This is a genomic window from Albidovulum sp. (assembly GCF_041919395.1).
In the GTDB taxonomy this organism is placed as follows: Bacteria; Pseudomonadota; Alphaproteobacteria; order Rhodobacterales; family Rhodobacteraceae; genus Albidovulum.
This window is the reverse complement of sequence record NZ_JAYRTX010000067.1, coordinates 1-19,328: the sequence shown is the minus strand read 5'-3', so window position 1 is coordinate 19,328 and position 19,328 is coordinate 1. Positions and strand designations below refer to the sequence as shown.

At 68.4% G+C, this 19,328-nt stretch carries 20 protein-coding genes, 1 tRNA gene and 1 other RNA gene; 13 read left to right on the top strand and 9 right to left on the bottom strand.

Annotated elements, in window-relative coordinates:
* Positions 1-1,206: cytochrome P450 (locus tag ACMUOO_RS11895; protein WP_413855341.1), on the top strand; the 1,206-nt coding region annotated here is incomplete at its 5' end.
* Between the two features lie 169 nt (positions 1,207-1,375).
* On the top strand, positions 1,376-1,681 hold the full coding sequence (locus tag ACMUOO_RS11890; protein WP_301917449.1) for a hypothetical protein: 306 nt from the start codon (positions 1,376-1,378) through the stop codon (positions 1,679-1,681).
* 4 nt (positions 1,682-1,685) lie between these two features.
* Here the strand turns inward: ACMUOO_RS11890 and ACMUOO_RS11885 are convergent, their stop codons facing one another.
* The 9 genes from ACMUOO_RS11885 to ssrA form a co-directional block, all read right to left on the bottom strand.
* Positions 1,686-1,913: a ribbon-helix-helix domain-containing protein gene (locus ACMUOO_RS11885; protein WP_301917450.1), complete on the bottom strand. Its 228-nt coding sequence runs from the start codon at positions 1,911-1,913 to the stop codon at positions 1,686-1,688.
* On the bottom strand, positions 1,910-2,110 hold the full coding sequence (locus tag ACMUOO_RS11880) for a DUF4169 family protein (RefSeq protein ID WP_301917451.1): 201 nt from the start codon (positions 2,108-2,110) through the stop codon (positions 1,910-1,912). Before ACMUOO_RS11880 ends, ACMUOO_RS11885 begins: the two co-directional genes overlap by 4 nt.
* An 8-nt stretch (positions 2,111-2,118) precedes the next feature.
* Complete coding sequence (gene fumC, locus ACMUOO_RS11875; RefSeq protein ID WP_301917452.1) at positions 2,119-3,513, bottom strand: class II fumarate hydratase; 1,395 nt, start codon at positions 3,511-3,513, stop codon at positions 2,119-2,121.
* Between the two features lie 100 nt (positions 3,514-3,613).
* The gene (locus ACMUOO_RS11870) at positions 3,614-4,072 is read right to left on the bottom strand and encodes an SspB family protein (protein WP_301917453.1); all 459 of its coding nucleotides are present in this window, start codon (positions 4,070-4,072) and stop codon (positions 3,614-3,616) included.
* An 83-nt stretch (positions 4,073-4,155) separates the two neighbouring features.
* Positions 4,156-5,403, bottom strand: a complete 1,248-nt coding sequence (gene chrA, locus ACMUOO_RS11865) for a chromate efflux transporter (RefSeq protein ID WP_301917454.1) — start codon at positions 5,401-5,403, stop codon at positions 4,156-4,158.
* Positions 5,400-6,200 carry a sulfurtransferase/chromate resistance protein gene (locus ACMUOO_RS11860; RefSeq protein WP_301917455.1) on the bottom strand — a complete coding sequence of 267 codons (801 nt, stop codon included), beginning with the start codon at positions 6,198-6,200 and terminating at the stop codon, positions 5,400-5,402. The genes chrA and ACMUOO_RS11860 overlap by 4 nt, the downstream gene beginning before the upstream one ends.
* Positions 6,201-6,313: 113 nt before the next feature.
* A complete protein-coding gene (locus tag ACMUOO_RS11855) occupies positions 6,314-6,976 on the bottom strand; it encodes a DUF1194 domain-containing protein (protein ID WP_301917465.1) in 663 nt (220 codons plus the stop codon).
* Between the two features lie 78 nt (positions 6,977-7,054).
* Positions 7,055-7,486, bottom strand: coding sequence for a nuclear transport factor 2 family protein (locus tag ACMUOO_RS11850; protein ID WP_301917456.1), 432 nt, complete (start codon positions 7,484-7,486; stop codon positions 7,055-7,057).
* 95 nt (positions 7,487-7,581) lie between these two features.
* Positions 7,582-7,936: a transfer-messenger RNA gene (ssrA, locus tag ACMUOO_RS11845) on the bottom strand.
* Between the two features lie 71 nt (positions 7,937-8,007).
* Here ssrA and ACMUOO_RS11840 point away from each other — a divergent pair.
* The 11 genes from ACMUOO_RS11840 to ACMUOO_RS11790 all read left to right on the top strand — a co-directional run.
* Positions 8,008-9,234, top strand: a complete 1,227-nt coding sequence (locus ACMUOO_RS11840; RefSeq protein WP_301917457.1) for an aminotransferase class V-fold PLP-dependent enzyme — start codon at positions 8,008-8,010, stop codon at positions 9,232-9,234.
* A gap of 128 nt (positions 9,235-9,362) precedes the next feature.
* On the top strand, positions 9,363-10,799 hold the full coding sequence (locus tag ACMUOO_RS11835; RefSeq protein ID WP_301917458.1) for a cryptochrome/photolyase family protein: 1,437 nt from the start codon (positions 9,363-9,365) through the stop codon (positions 10,797-10,799).
* Positions 10,800-10,854: 55 nt separating this feature from the next.
* Entirely contained in the window at positions 10,855-12,069 is a 1,215-nt protein-coding gene (locus tag ACMUOO_RS11830; RefSeq protein ID WP_301917459.1) for an SAM-dependent methyltransferase, read from the top strand.
* Complete coding sequence (locus ACMUOO_RS11825; RefSeq protein WP_301917460.1) at positions 12,069-12,509, top strand: TrgA family protein; 441 nt, start codon at positions 12,069-12,071, stop codon at positions 12,507-12,509. The genes ACMUOO_RS11830 and ACMUOO_RS11825 overlap by 1 nt, the downstream gene beginning before the upstream one ends.
* A gap of 4 nt (positions 12,510-12,513) precedes the next feature.
* Positions 12,514-13,647 carry an NUDIX domain-containing protein gene (locus ACMUOO_RS11820; protein ID WP_301917461.1) on the top strand — a complete coding sequence of 378 codons (1,134 nt, stop codon included), beginning with the start codon at positions 12,514-12,516 and terminating at the stop codon, positions 13,645-13,647.
* Between the two features lie 50 nt (positions 13,648-13,697).
* Complete coding sequence (locus ACMUOO_RS11815) at positions 13,698-14,729, top strand: cysteine synthase A (protein WP_301917462.1); 1,032 nt, start codon at positions 13,698-13,700, stop codon at positions 14,727-14,729.
* Positions 14,729-17,188 carry a DUF3772 domain-containing protein gene (locus ACMUOO_RS11810; RefSeq protein WP_301917463.1) on the top strand — a complete coding sequence of 820 codons (2,460 nt, stop codon included), beginning with the start codon at positions 14,729-14,731 and terminating at the stop codon, positions 17,186-17,188. The genes ACMUOO_RS11815 and ACMUOO_RS11810 overlap by 1 nt, the downstream gene beginning before the upstream one ends.
* Positions 17,188-17,907, top strand: a complete 720-nt coding sequence (locus ACMUOO_RS11805) for an alanyl-tRNA editing protein (RefSeq protein ID WP_301917464.1) — start codon at positions 17,188-17,190, stop codon at positions 17,905-17,907. The genes ACMUOO_RS11810 and ACMUOO_RS11805 overlap by 1 nt, the downstream gene beginning before the upstream one ends.
* A 68-nt stretch (positions 17,908-17,975) precedes the next feature.
* Positions 17,976-18,065 (top strand) — tRNA-Ser (locus ACMUOO_RS11800).
* A 238-nt stretch (positions 18,066-18,303) separates the two neighbouring features.
* Complete coding sequence (locus ACMUOO_RS11795; protein ID WP_413855334.1) at positions 18,304-18,429, top strand: hypothetical protein; 126 nt, start codon at positions 18,304-18,306, stop codon at positions 18,427-18,429.
* Between the two features lie 34 nt (positions 18,430-18,463).
* Positions 18,464-19,328, top strand: an 865-nt coding sequence (locus ACMUOO_RS11790; protein WP_413855332.1) for a DUF3883 domain-containing protein, incomplete at its 3' end; no start/stop codon positions are given.

Below are 19,328 nucleotides of genomic sequence, written 5' to 3'. Positions count from 1 at the left end.
CGGCCGATGGACTTTCCGAAGTCCGGCCGCATCCGCGAGGGGCTGAAGCCGCTTCTGGGCGACAGCGTCTTCATCACGAACGGCGAGACCTGGGCGCGCCAGCGGCGGATCATCGATCCCGCCTTCGAAGGCGGGCGGCTGCGCGAGGCCTTTGCCGCCATGTGGGCGGCCGGGCAGGCCGCCGTGGCCCGGATAGGCGTGAAGACAGGTCCGCAACCTATCGAGATCGAAGAGGAAATGTCGCATGTGGCGGCGGACGTGATCTTCCGCACGCTGTTTTCCATTCCGATAGAGGATACGACCGCTTCGGCCGTCTTCTCCGAGTTCCGCGCGCATCAGCGCGCCGCCCCGGTCGTCAATCTCGGTGCGCTGATGCCGCTGCCGGGCTGGGTGCCACGCTTCCACCGGCGCGAGACCAGGGCGACGGCCGGGCGGATTCGCGCGCTCATCGCCGGGCTGACCGAAGGGCGCGCGGCCGAGATCGCGGCGGGGACCGCGCCCGACGATCTGGCGACCAAGATCATGACGACGCCCGATCCGGAGACCGGGGCCCGCTTTTCGACCAGGGAGATGGTCGATCAGGTCGCGATCTTCTTCCTTGCCGGACACGAGACCTCGGCCTCGGCCCTTGGCTGGTCGATCTACCTCCTCTCGCTCTTTCCCGATTGGCAGGACCGTGTCGCGGCGGAAGCAGCGCAGGCGCTTCCGGACGGCGCGGACTTCGCTGTCCTCGGCCGGCTGAAGCTCGCCCGGGCCGTCTTCCGCGAAGCGATGCGGCTCTATCCGCCCGTGCCGATGTTCGTGCGCGAGGCGCGGACGGCGGAGACGTTCCGCGGCCGCGCTCTCATCCCCGGCGCTCAGGTGGTCATCAGCCCCTGGCACCTGCACCGGCACGAGCGTCTCTGGGACAACCCGGACGGGTTCGATCCGGGGCGGTGGGAGACGGAGAACGGCCGCGCCTGCCAACGCCAGGCCTATATCCCGTTCTCGGCCGGGCCGCGCGTCTGTCCGGGCGCCGGCTTTGCCATGGCGGAGGGTCCTCTGATCCTCGCGCTCCTCCTCCGCGCCTTCCGGTTCGAGCCGGCGGAGGGCCCGCCGGTGGTGCCGGTGGCGCAGCTGACGGTGCGCTCGCGCGATGGAATCCGGCTTCGGATCACGCCGCGTGACGCTACGTCATCCGACGTGATCGGGATGAAACAAATCTGAAACGCAACCTTGAATTGATCGTTGGGGAAAAAACGGTGCATTTTCACATGGTCGGGGAATGATTCGTTCCCGATAGTAAACAGTGTTCGGCCGGAACCTGCTCATTCGGCCAGAGTTCGACGACCGGCTGAAACCTGCTCATTCAGCTGTGACTTGCTTGGGGGATGCCATGTCGATGAAGTCGATGGCGGTTGCCATGCCGGCTACGCTCATGTCCGTGCTGCCGGTGCCAAGTTCCTTCCGCATCGCGGTTCCGGCGTGGCGGACGGTCGGGATCAACGCGAACGCGGAGCCGGTGACCGAGATTCCGACGCTGTCGCGGGAGGAGATCCAGTCCCTCTTTCATGGCGAGTTGGCCGACCGCGTGCGGCGGAAATCCGTCCTGACAGCGCGCGAGGAGCAGGAAAGATCGCTGGCGCGGCGCATCCGTTCGGCGCTTTACCCTTCGCTTGCCGCAACCTTCATGCGCCACTGACGCGCTAGCGCGGCGGCAAACGGGTCAGGATATCCTTCAGAACGTAAAGGCGGATCGCCGTCGCGAGGCCGGTATCCGGTCCGCGATCCGCATCTATCGCGGCCGCAAGCACGTTGACCGGCAGGCCGCGCGCCTCCGCGATGCAGCGGAACGCGCGCCAGAACTCCTCCTCCAGCGAGACGCTGGTGCGGTGCCCGTTCAGGGTGAGCGAGTGCTTCTTCGGCCGGCTCACGCCTCCGGCTCCTCGCGACCGCCGCCGCTGAGGCGAAGCCCGTCGAGAAACGCCCGCGCCTGTTCGGCCCGCGCCTTTTCCAGCGCCTTCAGGGCCTTCGTACGACCGAAGCGGGCGGCGCTCTCGGCCGCCTCGGCCCGGGCCTTCGCGCGCTCCCGCACCTTGCGCGCGGCGCGCAGGTTGATCAGCTCTGCCATCGGGCGCCTCAATCCTCGGGGCCGACCATGAGCTCGGGCCGCACGATCCGGTCGAAGGTCTCGCCATCGACGAAGCCGAGCGCGATGGCCTCCTCGCGCAGGGTCGTCCCGTTCTTGTGGGCAGTCTTGGCAACCTTGGTCGCGTTGTCGTAGCCGATCGTCGGCGCGAGCGCCGTGACCAGCATCAGGCTTTCCTTCATCAGCTTCTCGATCCGCGCCACGTTCGCCTGCGTTCCCACGACCATGTTGTCGGTGAAGGAAGCGGCCGCGTCGCCCAGAAGCTGCATGGATTGCAGGACGTTGTAGGACATCATCGGGTTGTAGACGTTTAGCTCGAAGTGGCCCTGCGACCCGGCGAAACCCACGGCGGCGTCATTGCCCATGACATGGGCGCAGACCATCGTCAGGGCCTCGGCCTGGGTCGGGTTGACCTTTCCCGGCATGATCGAGCTGCCGGGTTCGTTCTCCGGCAGGATCAGCTCGCCGAGGCCCGAGCGCGGGCCCGAGCCGAGAAGCCTGAGGTCGTTGGCGATCTTGAAGAGCGAGGCGGCGACGGTCTTCAGCGCGCCCGAGAACATCACCATCGCGTCGTGGGCGGCGAGTGCCTCGAACTTGTTCGGTGCGGTGACGAAGGGCAGGCCCGTGATCTCGGCGATCTTCGCGGCAATTGCCACGTCCCAGCCCTTCCTGGTGTTGAGCCCGGTGCCGACGGCGGTGCCGCCCTGTGCAAGCTCGTAGATCGCCGGCAGGCACATCTCCACCCGCTTGATGCCGTTCTCGACCTGCTTGGCGTAGCCCGAGAACTCCTGGCCGAGCGTCAAGGGGGTCGCGTCCTGCGTGTGGGTGCGGCCGATCTTGATGATGTCCCGGAACTCCTCGGACTTCGCGGCGAGCGCGGCGTGGAGCTTCCTGAGCCCCGGCAGGAGCACGTCGCGCGCCATCATGCCGATGGCCACATGCATCGCGGTCGGGAAGGTGTCGTTCGACGACTGGCCCATGTTCACATGGTCGTTCGGATGCACCGGCTTCTTCGTGCCCATCGTGCCGCCGAGAATCTCGATCGCGCGGTTGGAGATGACCTCGTTCGCGTTCATGTTCGACTGGGTGCCCGACCCGGTCTGCCACACGACGAGCGGGAAGTTGTCGTCGTGCTGCCCCGCCACGACTTCCGCCGCCGCCTGCACCATGGCCTTGCCGATCACCGGATCGAGCTTGCCGGTTGCCATGTTGACCTCAGCCGCCGCCCGCTTGATGACGCCAAGCGCCCGGACGATCGCGACGGGCTGCCGTTCCCATCCGATGGGGAAGTTCTGGATCGACCGCTGGGTCTGCGCGCCCCAGTACTTGTCGGCGGGAACTTCGAGCGGGCCGAAGCTGTCGGTCTCGGTGCGGGTCTGGGTCATGGCGTGGGTCCGTCGTGAAGGAAGTCGCGCAACTGCTATGCGATTCCGACGCGCGGGCCAAGGACGATGGCGTTAACGGCCGCGGGAAAGCGCGGGCGGGCTACTTGCGCCACTTGTCGAGGCTGACGACCTCGGCCTCGGGGCGGCCACCTTCGGCATCTGCGGCTTCGACCTCCTCGTCCTCGTCGTCTTCCTCCTCGTCGGAGTCCGAGGTCTCGAACCTCAGGCCGAACTCGACCGAGGGATCGACGAAGGTGCGGATGGCGTCGAAGGGAATGTAGAGCCGTTCGGGGGAATCGCCGAAGTTGAGCGTTATGCCGAACCCGGCGTCGTCCACCTCCAGATCCTCATACCAGTGCTGCACCACCACGGTCATCTCTTCGGGATAGCGCTCGCGCAGCCAGTCGGCGAGTTCCACGCCGGGCTGGCGTGCGTCGAACGTGATGAAGAAATGATGCTCGCCCGGCAAGCCGGAGCGTTCGACCTGATCGAGAACATCGTGGATAAGACCGCGCATCGCCCGATGCATCAGCGTACCGTAGTCGATGGACTTGGTCATGGGTGTATCCCGGGCTGCGTGGGGTCAGCATAAGGGATTCGGATCGGAAGGGAAGGGGCCGGAGGTAGCGCCTTGACGCGGCGTCAGCCGATTGCCGAGGCGGCGAGGCCGGCCAGCGCCGAGAGGGCGAGCGCAGCGACGAGGTTCCAGTGGAGGACGAGAAGAAGCCAGCCCGCGGTGAGCGCGATCCCGATCGGCAACAGCTTTGCCGAGCCAAGGTCCGGCAGGGTCACCGACAGCGGGCCGAAGACGAGTGTCGCGGTCGCGCCGAAGAACACGTGCATCGCGAACCAGACCGCCAGCGTCCCGATGACGCCGACGACCGCCGCACTGATCCCCTTCAGCGCCGCCCCGAGCCGGGGACGGGTCGCGATCCATTCGACGAAGGGTGCCAGCGCCAGAACCCAGAGAAAACAGGGCACGAAGGTCACCCAGAGGGCCATTGCGGCCGCCGCCAGCCCGACGCCCGGCCCGCCGGCGCCGTGCCCGGCCAGATAGGCCACAAACTCCGTCACGAGGATGAGGGGGCCGGGCGTCGTCTCGGCAAGGCCGAGGGCATCCATCATCTGCGGGGTCGTGAGCCAGCCGAAGTCGTGCACGACCGTCTGGGTCATGTAGGCAAGCACGGCATAGGCCCCGCCAAAGGTGACGACCGCGAGCTTGGAGAAATAAAGTCCGACGGCGGTGAGGAAGGTGGCCCCCGCCGCGGCAGCGATCGCCACCGGCGCCCACCAGAGGCCGAGCCCGGTCGCCGTGATCGCCGCGAAGCGCGGATGCGCCGGCAAGGCGGCAGGCACGTCGGGCGGGCGGGGCAGCCAGACCGCGCCGGCAAGACCGGCGAGCACGACGATGAGAGGATAGGGCAGGTCGAACGCAAAGATCCCGGCAAAGGCCGCAATCGCCAGGAACCTTTCCCGGCGGCCGGTGAGTGCCCGGCGCGCGACGCGCACCAGGGCTTCGACGACGATTGCCACCACCGCCGCCTTGACACCGAGGAAGAGCGCCGCAATGGCCGGCAGCGCACCGAACGCGGCATAGAGCATGGCAAGCGCAAGCACGACCGCGGCCCCCGGCAGGACGAAGAGCCCGCCCGCGAGAAGGCCGCCCGGGATGCCGCCCCGCCGCCAGCCGGCGTAGGTGGCAAGCTGCATCGCCTCCGGCCCGGGCAGGAGCATGCAGAAGGAGAGCGCGCGGAGGAACTCGGGCTCGCTCAGCCATGGGCGCCGCTCGACAAGCTCGCGGTGCATCAGCGCGATCTGCGCGGCAGGTCCGCCGAAGGAGAGAAGCCCGATGCGGCCGAAAATCCTCAGGGGCGTTTCGTCGGGTCTCATGCGCGGCGTCCCGCCGGCCAGTCGTGACCCTCGTCGTATCCGTCCCGCGCCCAGCGATAGAGCGCGTCGTAGACCGCCATCCCCGCCTCGAGTTGGGCGAGGTCGTCGCGATACTGGCGCGACAGCCCGACCGAGACCGCGAGGAGGCCCGCCGCCTGCGGACTCAAGTCGTGCCGGTCGGTGTCGGCGGCGCGGACGACCAGCGCGAGCCGGTCGAGTGCCTCGGTGTGCAGTCCGAAGTCATCGAGAAGCGCGTCGAAGCTGCACCGTTCTGCGCGGTGCGATATCGGCACACCCTCGACGTCGAAAGGCGTCGCCGCGAACCGTTCGGCCACGGCGGGGACCTCCGGCGGGGCCACGTACAGAAACTCGGCCGTCGGGTCGATGAAGCGGCGGATGAGCCAGGGGCAGGCGATGCGGTCGATCTTCGGCCGCTGGCGGGTGACCCAGCGGTGCGTGGCGGGCAGGGCCGCGGCCGGGACCATCGGCAGCCCGGCCTCTGCCCAGGCGACGGTCCCCCCGTCGAGCGATTCCGCGGCGACGCCAAGGGCGCGGAGGAGGGCCGCCGCGCCTTCGGAAAGCTTGCGCCCCCTCTGGCAGGCGATCACGACGGCGTGCCCGGCGAGCGCGGGCGCGAGGTCCGCGATCAGGTCGTGGGAGTGGCGGAGCGAGGTCGGGATCAGACGGGGGTCGGCAGCGAAGTCCTCCTCGGTCCGAACGTCGACGACGGTCGGCGCCTCGGGCGTTCCGATCAGGCGGGCAAGCTGGGCGCAGGATATGGTTGCGAAACCGGACAAGGGGGCATCCTTTCGTTCGGGTTGAAGGATGCGACGCTTGGGCCGTGGCCTCACGGGGCGCGGTCGCGGGCCCCACCGGCCAAGGGTCTCATCCGGCGGACGGGACGTCAAGGTCAGCCGAGCGGCTTGGCGACCTCGCGCAGGATCTTCTCGCGGATCGCGCGGGGGTAGTCGGCGAGGCCGCGCGCGGTGACGACAAACCCGTGCCTGGTGACGACATAGCGGCGGTAGAACTCGGTGATCGGGCTGGCGCGACCCATGTCCTCGATGGCGATGGCGTTGATCTCGATTCCGCCCGCCGCGGCGGCGCCGCGCGCGGGACCGAGCGCTGCGCCCGCGTTCTGAGGCCCGTCGCCGGAGATATCGATGACCTTGCGGCGGCAGTCGGAGACGGCGGCGAATTGGTCGACCGAGAAGGCGATGGCCTCGCCCACGGCGGTGTCCGACCCGGTATAGGCACGCGCCAGGTCGCGGGCGCGGCTTGCGAAATCGGCCACCTCTGCCGGCGACAGCATCCGCCGCCAAGGTATCGAGACGGTCTGCTTGCCGGTGCCGGACCATTGCACGACGCCGAGCGCCGCCTGGCCGAGAAGGAGCGCCTCTGCCACCTCAGGGTCATCGAGCGCGGCCGCCAGTCCCTCCACCTGGAGCCGGTATTCGCCGCGGTCGATGGAGCCCGAGACATCGACGGTGAGCAGGAGCGCCACATCGCAGGCCGCACCGGGTGCCGCCCGCAGAAGCTGCAGGCCGAGGTTGGCCGCCAGAAGCAGTGCCATACGTGCCATGCGCCGATGATGGCGGGCAAGCCGGCACCGGGCAAGGGCCGGACATCGGCCCGATGGGCCGCCCGCGCCTCAGGCCGTGGTCAGCCGCTCCCCCGACAGCAGAAGCAGGAAGGCATCCCGCGGCAGAAGCCCGGCCTGCTCGAAGAAGGGGATGAAGTCGAAGGCGTTGTAGGCCTCGGCGATGCGGCCGCCGACGATCCGGCAGGCCACCTGCCCGGTCACGGTGATCGGATCTAGGCCCCGGGTGGTCGTTGCCCGCACGACGAGCTGCGCCCAGACCCATTCGCCGCACTCGATGCTGCGCACGATCCCGAATGAGGGATCGCGCACGTGGGCGCGCATCGCGGGCACGAAGGCGCGGAAATCCTCCGCGCTGACCTGGCCGTCGGCCATGATGCCCTCCGCGCCGCCGCTCGGCGCGAAAAAGCTGTCGATGGCGGAAAGGTCGCCCTCGATCCAGACCCGGCGATACCACTCACTGAGGATGTCGAGATTCGTCATCCGTGACCCTCCATCTTTTCAGGACGCGAAGGCGATCCTAGGCGCGCGATCCTCACAAAACGTGAACGCTTGCGTGCGGGGCGAAGGCGGAGGGAAGTGCAGGCTTCTGTTGCCAGGTGCCTGCGAACCCCGCCTTGCGCGGCTAAGCGCAAGGACTTGATTTTCGGTTACCCGAGCTGCTTACGCAGCCAGAGCGACCGGAGCACGGTTGTCGTTGGCAACTGTACTTTGCGGACCGATAACGGTGGTACCTCACCGGGACAAAGCAAACCCCTTTAGACGTTCGTCGATCCTGTTTCGGCCCCTCTGTCCCGCAACGCCGGGATATTGGTGGAGCCGCCGGGTACCGCCCCCGGGTCCGAACCGCTTATTACGAGCGCGTTTATGTCCATAGTCCGGGTCGCCCCGGACAGATCGAATATAGGGGCACGGCCCCGGCCGGGCAAGCCGTCCGGCGCGGGGAGTTGCGGATGCGGCGCGGGCGGGGCAGGGTGGCGTCGAAACCCTTCCTCGGAGACAATATGCAACTCGATCTTTCCTTCGTGCGCGCGCAGTTCCCGGCCTTTTCGGTGCCGGGTCTCGCCGATCAGGCGTTCTTCGAGAACGCCGGCGGCTCCTATGCCTGCGCCCCGGTGATCGAGAGGCTCACCCGCTTCTATCGCGAGCGGAAGGTGCAGCCCTATGCGCCCTATGCGGCGGCCACAGCCGGCGGAGCGGAGATGGACGAGGCGCGGTTGCGTCTCGCCGCGATGATGGGGGTGAAGACGCATGAACTGAGCTTCGGCCCCTCGACCACGGCGAATACCTATGTCCTCGCCCAGGCCTTCCGGCGCGCGCTGAAGCCCGGGGAGGCGATCGTCGTGACCGATCAGGACCACGAGGCCAACTCCGGCCCCTGGCGCCGGCTGGCGGAGGAGGGGATCGAGGTCCGCGAGTGGCGGATCGACCCCGCGACCGGCCATCTCGACCCCGCGCGGCTTGCGCCCCTGCTGGCCGACGGGCGGGTGCGACTATTGTGCTTCCCGCACTGCTCGAACGTCGTCGCCGAGATCAACCCGGTGGCCGAGATCGTCACGACCGCCCATGCCGCCGGCGCCGTCACCTGCGTCGATGGCGTGAGCTACGCACCGCACGGGATACCGGATGTGGGCGCGCTCGGTGCCGACATCTACCTCTTTTCGGCCTACAAGACCTACGGCCCGCATCAGGGAATCATGGCGATCCGCGAAGACCTCGGAATGCGACTGCCGACCCAGGGCCACTGGTTCAACGGCGACACCCTCTACAAGCGCTTCACGCCGGCCGGGCCGGACCATGCGCAGGTCGCGGCCTCGGCCGGGATCGCGGATTATTTCGACGCGCTTCACGACCGTCACTTCGCGCCCGAGCCGGACGCGCGCAAGCGGGCCGCCCGGGTGCACGACCTGATGCGGGCGCAGGAGGTGACTGTCTGCCAGCCGCTTCTGGACTACCTGAGGAACCGCAACGACCTCAGGCTTCTCGGGCCGGCCGAGGCGACGCAGCGGGCGCCCACCGTTGCGGTGGACCTCGGGCGGGCGGCGGAACCCGTGTCGGCGGCGCTTGCGGCACATGGCATCAACTGCTGGGCGGGCGATTTCTATGCGGTCCGGCCGCTTTCGGCGATGGGAATTGATCCGCACCGGGGCGTCCTGCGTATGTCGATGGTGCACTACACGAGCGCCGGGGACGTGGCGCGGCTGATCGCGGCGCTGGATACGGTGCTCTGACGTCGAACCGGGGGGGGGGCCGCCCCCCCCCCCCCCCCCCCGGTTTCAACAACAAAAAAAAAAGAAGAAAAAAAAACACAGACTCACTGGGGGGCGGGCCCCCGGACCCCCGGAGTATTTGGACCACAATGAAAGACGTTGCGAACGATGCTCCGGTGATCCTGTGGTTCCGGCGCGACCTCCGGCTCGGCGATCACGCGGCGCTGACGGCAGCTGCTGCGTCCGGGCGGCCGGTCATCCCCGTCTTCCTGCATGACGAGACGGTCGAGGTGCTTGGCGCGGCCGCGAAATGGAGACTCGGCGAGGGGCTCGCGGTCCTTGCGGCCGGGCTCGGGGCGCGTGGCGCGCGGCTTATCCTGCGGCGGGGCGCCGCGCGCGAGGTGCTTCTCCGCCTTGTGGCCGAGACCGGAGCGGCCGCGGTCCATTGGCAGCGGGTCTACGACCGGGAGGGGATCGCGCGGGATACGGCCGTGAAGGCCGCGCTGAAGGCCGAGGGCATCCTCGCCGAAAGCTTTCCGGGGGCGGTGCTCTTCGAGCCGTGGACGGTCGCGACGGGGGCGGGCGCGCCCCATTCGGTCTATTCGCCCTTCTGGCGTGCGGTTCGCGGCCGCGATGCGGGGGTGGCGCTGCCGGAGCCGGAGTCGCTGCGTCCGCCGGCGACCTGGCCGGCCTCGGACATGCGGGCCGACTGGCGGATGGCGATGGCTGTCGACCGCGGCGCGGCATTCCTGGCACGTCACGCAACGGTGGGCGAGGCGGCGGCGCGGGCGCGGCTCGAGGGCTTCGTTGCGGAGAGGCTTGCGCGCTATCCCTCCGAGCGCGACTTTCCCGCACGCGGCGCGACATCGGGTCTGTCCGAGAACCTCGCCTGGGGCGAGATATCGCCGCGCACGGTCTGGGCGGCGGGCCTGCGGGCGCGGGAGGAGGGCAACCCCGGCGCGGAGAAGTTTCTCTCGGAGCTCGTCTGGCGCGAGTTCGCCTGGCACCTGATGTACCACCATCCCGGTCTTGCGAGCGCCAACTGGCGCGCGGGCTGGGACAGCTTTCCCTGGCGCGGCGACAACCCGGAGGCCGAGCGGTGGCGGCGCGGCATGACCGGCGAGCCCTTCGTCGATGCCGCGATGCGCGAGATGTATGTGACGGGCCGGATGCACAACCGGGCGAGGATGATCGCGGCGTCCTACCTGACAAAACACCTCATGACGGACTGGCGGGTAGGGCTGGCCTGGTTCGCCGAGTGCCTGACGGACTGGGACCCGGCCGCCAATGCCATGGGCTGGCAGTGGGTGGCGGGGTGCGGGCCGGATGCGGCGCCCTATTTCCGCATCTTCAACCCGGGAACCCAGGCGGAGAAGTTCGATCCGGAGGGGCGCTACCGGGGTGCCTTCCTTGCCGAGGGCCGGGCCGCCCCGCCCGCCACCGCGCGCGATTACTTCGCCGCCGTTCCCCGGGCCTGGCGGCTCCGCCCCGACGCCCGCTATCCCGCGCCGGCGATCGCGCTAGCGGAGGGTCGCGCACGGGCGCTCAGGGCCTACGGACAGCGGGACCGTGCAGCTGCAGAATGACCGGGTTGCGGGGCCGGGGTCTCTGCGCTTACCGTTTGGCGCAGAGGGAGGTCCGATGGCGATATTGCGCACCACCGACGGCCAGCAGCGCCTGCCGCGCTACTTTGCGCAGGTGTTCCGCGTGTCCGGCACACTTCGCAACGGCCGGCTCGACTTCGTGCTGGCGGACGGCCGGAGGTTCCGGGTCGACGGCGCCGCTCCGGGGCCGGTCGCGGAGATTCACGTCGTCGACGACGACATCTTCGCCCGGCTGATCCGCGAAGGGGACCTCGGCTTCTGTGAGGCTTACCTGGAGGGCGGCTGGACGACACCCGACCTGCAGGCCTTCATGGACCTGATCCATGCCGACAACGAAGGGGTCTACGACGGCTTTCCGGGAATGGCGCTGGTGCGCGCCTATGAACGCGTGCGCCACCTTCTGCGGTCGAACTCGCGGGGGCAGGCCAAGCGCAACATCGCGTACCATTACGACCTCGGCAACGAGTTCTATGCGCTCTGGCTCGACCGGTCGATGACCTATTCCTCTGCGCTTTTCCAGACCGGGCAGGAAAGTCTGGAGGCGGCGCAGCGCGCCAAGTACGCCTCCATGGTGGACCGCATGGGGGTGAGCCCGGGCGACCACGTGCTGGAGATCGGCTGCGGCTGGGGCGGATTTGCCGAGTATGCGGCCGCCGAGCGGGGGCTTAAGGTGACGGGCCTGACCATCTCGCGGGCCCAACTCGACTATGCCCGGGCGCGCATCCATCGGGCGGGGCTTTCCGATCGGGTGGACCTGAAGCTGCAGGACTACCGCGACGAACGGGGCAGCTATGACGGCATCGCCTCCATCGAGATGTTCGAGGCGGTAGGAGAGAAGTACTGGCCGGTCTATTTCGACACGGTCCGCGACCGGCTGATGCCGGGCCGCAAGGCGACGCTGCAGATCATCACGCTTCAGGAGAAGCGCTTCGAGATCTACCGCAAGGGCGTGGACTTCATCCAGAAGTACATCTTTCCCGGCGGCATGCTGCCCTCGCCTTCCGCCCTGCGGGCGGAGGTCGCGCGGGCGGGGCTCACGCTCGTGGGGTCGTTCGAGTTCGGGGAGAGCTACAACCAGACACTCAGACGCTGGCACGAGACCTTCAACGACCGTTGGGACGAGATCGCGCGGCTCGGGTTTGATGCAAGATTCCAACGCATGTGGAATTTCTACCTGACCTCTTGCGCGGGCGCGTTCCGCGGCGGAAACTGCGACGTGACACAAATCACGGTATCGAGGCCAGCAGTCTAGTGCCCACAGCCGCCAAGCTTTTCGCCGGATTCGCCTTTGCGGTCCTGGCCTTCTTCACCGCGGAGATCTTCAAGCCGCACATGCCCGAGGGAACCCAGTTCGGGTACTTTTCGTTCGTGGCGTCGCTGATCGGTCTGGTCGCCGGCTGGCGGGTCATGGGGCCCGAGGCCGGGCGCGGAAACTGGGCGGCGGTGAATTCCGGCATCAAGACCTCGGCCGTCATGATCGGCCTCGCGCTTGTGATCTTCTCGACCTACGACATGTTCCTCCGCGCCTTCCGGCCAGAGTACAAGGGACCGATGGAGGCGATCGTGGCGATCTTCGAGATCGGCGTGGACTACCTCCGCGCGATGCTCGCCTGGGACGTGATCGCGGTGCTCGCGGGGGGCGGGGCGCTGGCCGGGCTGCTGTCGGAATGGGCGGCGCGGCGCTGGAAGTGACCCGGTGACGGACTTCTTCTTCTACGGGACGCTCTGCCACCCGCCGCTCGTCCGCGCGGTTCTCGGCCGCGAGGTGCGGGCGGAGCCGGCGGCGCTGCCGGGCCATGCAGTCCATGTCGCGGAACTCGGGGCATTCCCGATGATCGTTGCGGGCGGCGCCGGCGCGCCGGGCGTGCTTGTCCGCGGCCTCGGGGCCGAGGATGTCGCCCGGCTCGACTTCTACGAGGCGGGGTTCGGTTTCGACACCCGGGACATGCGGGTGGACACGGCGGCCGGCCCCGCGACCGCACGGGTCTACTTCCCGCAGCCCGGCCTCTGGCGCCCGGGCGCGCCCTGGGATCTTGCCGCCTGGGTGGCGCGATGGGGCGCGGTCGTGACGGCGGCGGCCGAGGACTTCATGGCGCAACGTGGCATCGTGGCGCCCGAGAAGCTCTGGGCGCGATACGGGATGATGCTGATACGGGCGGGCGCGCGGCTCAGGGCCGAAGCCGAGGCCGGGCAGGTGCCCATGACCCTGCGCCGGCGCGCCGCGACGGATGACGTGAGCCGCCGCCATGGGCGGCAGGTCTATGCCAACTACTTCTCGGTCGAGGAGTTCGACCTCCGCTTCCGCCATTTCGACGGCGGCATGAGCCCCGAGGTGAACCGGGGCGTCTTCGTCGCCGGCGACGCGGTCGTGGTCCTGCCCTACGATCCGGTTCGCGACCGGGTACTCCTGATCGAGCAGTTCCGCATGGGCCCTCACGGGCGGGGCGACCCGCAGCCCTGGCTGCTCGAGGCACCCGCGGGCCGCGTCGATGGCGGCGAGACGCCGGAGACGGCGGCGCGGCGCGAGGCAGAGGAGGAGGCGCGGCTGGTGCTGCGTGCGCTCGTGCCGGCACTGCACCACTACCCCTCGCCGGGCTGCGTGGCGGAGTATCTCTACACCTATGTCGGGCTCGCCGACCTTCCCGACGGGGCGGCAGGCGTCGCCGGGCTTCCGACCGAAGCGGAGGACATCCGCAGCCATCTAGTGTCCTTCGACCGGCTGATGGCGATGGTGGAGACGGGCGAGGTCAACAACGGGCCGCTCATCCTGTTGGCCTACTGGCTCGCGCGCAACCGCGCGCGGCTGCGCGCGGATGCCGGTTTGACTTGAGGTCGGACCGGTCGCGGCCTAGGAATGGGGCAGGCGACAGGAGGACCGACATGCGCATCTCGAAGGATCTTGCCGCGGCTGTTGGCAACACGCCTCTGATCCGGCTGAGGGGTCCGAGCGAACTGACGGGCTGCGAGATTCTCGGCAAGGCGGAGTTTCTCAATCCCGGGCAGTCGGTGAAGGACCGCGCCGCGCTCTACATCATCCGCGACGCGGTCGCCAAGGGAATGTTGAAACCCGGCGGCACGATCGTCGAGGGGACCGCGGGCAACACCGGCATCGGGCTCGCCCTCGTCGGCGCCTCGATGGGGTATCGGACGGTGATCGTCATCCCCGAGACACAGAGCCAGGAAAAGAAGGACATGCTGCGTCTCGCGGGTGCCGATCTGGTCCAGGTTCCGGCTGCGCCCTACAAGAATCCGAACAATTACGTTCGCTATTCCGGCCGACTTGCTGAGAAACTTGCACAAATCGAACCGAACGGAGCCATTTGGGCGAACCAGTTCGACAACGTGGCGAACCGCCTCGCGCATGTGGAGACGACAGGCCCCGAAATCTGGGAACAGACCGGGGGCAGGGTGGACGGCTTCGTCTGCGCCGTAGGCTCGGGCGGCACGCTTGCCGGCGTCGCCATGGCGCTGCAACCGAGGGGCGTCAAGGTCGCGCTGGCCGACCCCGACGGTGCGGCGCTCTTCAGCTACTACACGACGGGCGAACTGAAGGCCGAAGGCTCCTCGATCACCGAGGGGATCGGGCAGGGCCGGATCACGGCCAACCTCGAAGGCTTCACGCCGGACATGAGCTTCCGCATTCCGGACAGCGAGGCGCTGCCGATCGTCTTCGACCTCCTGGCCGAGGAAGGGCTCTGCCTCGGCGGGTCGTCCGGCATCAACGTGGCCGGCGCGATCCGCATGGCGCGGGTGATGGGACCGGGCCATACGATCGTGACGGTCCTGTGCGACTACGGCACGCGCTATCAGTCGAAGCTCTTCAACCCGGACTTCCTCAAGGCGAAGGGACTGCCTGTGCCCGGCTGGCTCGACCGCACCGCGCGCCCGCTCCCGAACGCCTTCGTCGACTGATGCGCATTCTTCGCCCCGCCCTCCTCCTTCTCGTTCTGGCGATGGCCGCCTTGGCGTGTGGCCCCGTCGGCGTCGCGCCCGCGGTCGCGCAGGACCAGGCCGTGGTCGACTATGCCGATTGGGAGACGAACGCACAGGGTGCCGAGGACGCGCTGGCGGCGGACCGGGTGAGCAGTCAGGCGCTCGAGGCGCTTCGCGCGCGTATCGTGGCCTGGCGCAGCACCTTCGCCACGGCCCAGAACGCGAATTCCGCCCAGATCGAGACGGTGAAGGCGCAGATCGCCTCGCTCGGCCCCGCGCCGACCGAGGAGAATCCGGACGCGCCCGAGATCGCCGAGCGGCGCAAGGCGCTCAACGAGCAGCTCACCCGCCTGCAGGCGCCGGGGCTCGCGGCGGTGGAGGCCTACAGCCGGGCCGACGGCCTCATTCGGCAGATCGACGCCCGCATACGCGCGCGGCAGGCGAGCGAGTTGCTCAGGCTTTCGCCCACGCCCGCCAATCCGGCCAATTGGCCCGCAGGCCTCGCCGTGCTGACGGGCGGCGCACAAACCCTCTGGAAAGAGACCACCGAGGCCTGGAACAACCCGGCGCGCCGCACCGAACTCAAGAACAATCTCCCGGTCATCATCCTTCTGCTTGCGATCGCCGGACTCCTGCTGGTGCGCGGCCCGGATTTCATCGAGAATCGGTCCGTGCGGCTCCTGACGCGCGCGCGTATCCGCGGCGGAGACATCGTCGCGGCGGTCGTCTCGCTGGGCCAGGTGATCGTGCCGGTCCTCGGCATGGTTCTCTTCGTGGCGGCGGTCTTCTCGACGGGCATGACGGGCGTCCGGTCCGGTGCGCTCATCAGCGCGCTCCCCTTCGCCGCCTTCTTCTTCTTCACGCCGCGCTGGCTCGGTTCATTGCTTTTCCGGTCGGAAGGCGGGCACTGGGCGGGCCTGACCGAGCGGCCGGCAGAAGCGCGGTTCCACGTCAACATGATCGCGCTCGTGGCAGCGGCGGAGGTGTTTCGGCGTGCCTTCATCACCGAGGTGCGGCCGCCGCTGTCGATGGCGGCGCAGGCCGTCTGGGCCGCGCCGCTCGTCTGCGTCGTCGCCATATTCCTTTTCCGGCTGGGGATGATCCTGAGGCCGTCCAGGTCGGAGGTGGAACCGGGCGCGGCCGAGTTCCGCGACCGCGTGCTGCGGCTGATCGGCTCGGCCGTGGTCACCGTCTCCGTCGTTGCCCCGCTGCTGGCGATCGTGGGTTATGTCGCCGCCGCGAACGCGCTGATCTGGCCCACCGTCGCCTCGCTCGGCCTGATCGGTGTCATCGTGGTCCTGCAGCGGTTTGCGACGGACATCTACCTGGTCGCCACGCGCTCGGGCGAGGAGGGCCGGGAAGCCCTGCTTCCGGTGCTGATCGGCTTTGGCCTCATGATCCTCGCCCTGCCGGGCTTCGCGCTGATATGGGGCGCACGGACGGCCGAGCTTTCCGAGCTCTGGACACGGTTCGGCGAGGGGTTGACGATCGGCGAGACGCGCCTTTCGCCCTCGGTCCTGCTGGCATTCCTGATCATCTTCGCGATCGGCTATGCGATCACGCGCCTCGCCCAGGGGGCGCTCAGGTCGGCGATCCTGCCGCGGACAAAGCTCGACAAGGGCGTCCAGAACGCGCTGATCTCCGGCCTCGGCTATCTCGGCATCTTCCTTGCCGCGCTCATCGCGATCACCGGTGCGGGGATCGACCTCTCGGCGCTTGGCTATGTCGTCGGCGCTCTCTCGGTCGGTATCGGTTTCGGCCTCCAGAACATCGTGCAGAACTTCGTCTCCGGCATCATCCTTCTGATCGAGCGGCCGATCTCCGAAGGCGACATGATCGACGTCAACGGCCAGATGGGCGTCGTCAAGGGCATCTCGGTCCGCTCCACCTGGATCGAGACCTTCGACCGAACCGATGTGATCGTGCCGAACGCCGATCTCGTATCCGGCGTGGTGACGAACCTCACCCGCGGTAACCAGACCGGCCGGCTGATCATCCCCGTGGGCGTGGCCTACGGCAGCGACACCCGCAAGGTGGAGGCGCTGCTCCTCGAGATCGCCGAGGCTCAGCCGCTCGTGCTCATCGATCCCGAGCCGCGCGTCTTCTTCGTCGGCTTCGGGGCCGACAGCCTGAATTTCGAAATCCGCGCCATCCTATCGGACGTGAACTTCAAGATGGTGGTGCAAAGCGAGATCCTGCACCAGATCACCGAACGCTTCGTCGCCGAGGGCATCGAGATTCCCTTCGCCCAGCGCGATCTCTGGATCCGCAATCCCGAGGCGCTCAGGGGTACGGCTGGGGGTCGGCCGGAAAACGAGCAGGCCGGCCCAACGGCACCCGTGTCTCCCGTCGGGAGAGAGACGACGGCGGCGCCGGATCCCCGTCTCATCCGCAACGATCCGGTGGCAGACGAAGCCGAGGAATCCGGGGAGGTATGATGACCGTCCTGCTGTTCCGCGAAGATGCCTACCGGCGCGAGGCGCCGGGCGTGGTCGCCGGCCATACGGCCGAAGGCGGGGTCATCCTCGACCAGAGCCTCTTTTATCCGACAGGCGGCGGCCAGCCGGGCGATTCCGGCACGCTCGAATGGGAGGGAGGCCGTATCGCGATCGCCTCGGCGGTCAAGGGTGAGGCGGGGGCGGTCGTTCTCGTCCCGTCCGAACCGGCCGCGCTGCCGCCGCAGGGCGCCCATGTCCTCCAGCGGCTGGACTGGAACCGCCGCTACGCGCACATGCGCGTCCATACCGCGCTGCACCTTCTTTCGGTGGTCATTCCGCTGCCCGTCACCGGCGGCCAGGTCGGCGAGGGCAGGGGGCGGCTCGACTTCGACATGCCGCACCCGCCCGGCGACGTCGCCGCGCTCGAGGAACGGGTCAACGCGCTTGTCGGCCGTGACCTTGTCGTGAGCGCGGAGTGGATCACTGATGCCGAACTCGCCGCCAACCCGGGCCTGGTCAAGACCATGTCGGTGGCGCCGCCGATCGGGCAGGGCCGTGTGCGTCTCGTCCGGATCGGCCGCGCCGCGGAAGAAGTCGACCTGCAACCCTGCGGCGGAACCCATGTCGCGCGCACCGGCGAGATCGGCCGGGTGACGATCGGCCGGATCGAGAACAAGGGGCGCCAGAACCGACGCGTCAGCCTCATTCTCGCGACCTGAGCGCGCCGCGGCTTTTTTGTCGCCGCCCCTTGCCTTTGCGGCCCACGGGACGCTAAGTAGCGCCCCACGGAGAGGTGGCCGAGTGGTCGAAGGCGCACGCCTGGAAAGTGTGTAGGCGGGGAACCGTCTCGAGGGTTCGAATCCCTCTCTCTCCGCCACATTCAAATGCTGAATCCGACCATAGGCCCCTATCGGGGCCTTTTTTCTTTTTGTTTCAAAGGGCGTTGGCAGGGCCATCCGCCCTTCGGAGACTGGGAGCTTGACGCGGAATGGGTCTCCGAATGGCCTGCGTCTCTCTTCGAGCGCCCCTCGACGGCCACAGGGCGGCGCAAAACATCCTAGCATTTTCAATAGTTTGCCGCGATTATGGGGTCGCCCCGTTCGCGAGATGATCCGGTGACGGAGACCGACACGAAGGCTCAGGGCGGTCAGAAGGACGGCTCCGTGGCGGCCGATCGCCAGGCCGGTGCGCTGGTGCATGGGCCCGGCGACAGCAGCGAGATCCCTGCCGGAAGTCTCTGATGACAAACAGACTTCGCGCCCATAGCCTGGCGCAATGTCGAACGGGCCCTGGACGGATGAAGAGAACGACCTGATCGTCGCGGATTACTTCGCGATGCTGGCCGACGACATCTCCGGGCGCCGCTACAGCAAGGCTGAACACCGCCGCGCACTCCTCCCGCTGCTGAACGACCGGTCCGAGGGGTCCGTCGAGTTCAAGCACCAGAATATCAGCGCGGTGCTGAAGGGGCTCGGCGAGGACTGGATCCCCGGCTACAAGCCTGCGTTCAATTTTCAGATGACCTTGGTGGATGCTGTGGCGCGGTGGCTGACGCTGAACCCCGCCTGGCTCGGGCGCCAACTTGGCCTGCAACCCGCTGCGGGCCTAAGCGAGACGGCGCAGATCTGGATCGGGCCGCCGCCGACGCTGTCGAACCAGCCGCCGCCGCAAGAACTTGAGCAGATGCTGCACATCGCCCGCAAGTTCGACGTGGCGGGCCGGGACGAACGCAACCGGGCCCTCGGCCGCGCGGGCGAGGAGCGCGTGCTGGCGCATGAGCGCGCGGCCTTGCGGACCGCGGGACGGGACGATCTGGCGCGCAAGGTGCGCTGGGTGTCGGAGGAGGATGGCGACGGCGCGGGCTACGACATCGCGAGCTTCGGGCCGGACGGCCGGGCACGGCTGATCGAGGTCAAGACGACCAACGGATGGGAGCGCACGCCCTTCCACATCACCCGCAACGAACTGGCCGTGGCCGAGGAGCGTCGGTCGGAATGGCGTCTGTTCCGCCTGTGGAATTTCTCACGCGAGCCGAAGGCGTTCGAACTGCATCCGCCGCTGGACGCGCATGTCTCCCTGCGCGAACGGCTGAATGATGCGTTTCACCGCCTGATCGCCCAGGCGACGGCCGAAGTCGGCG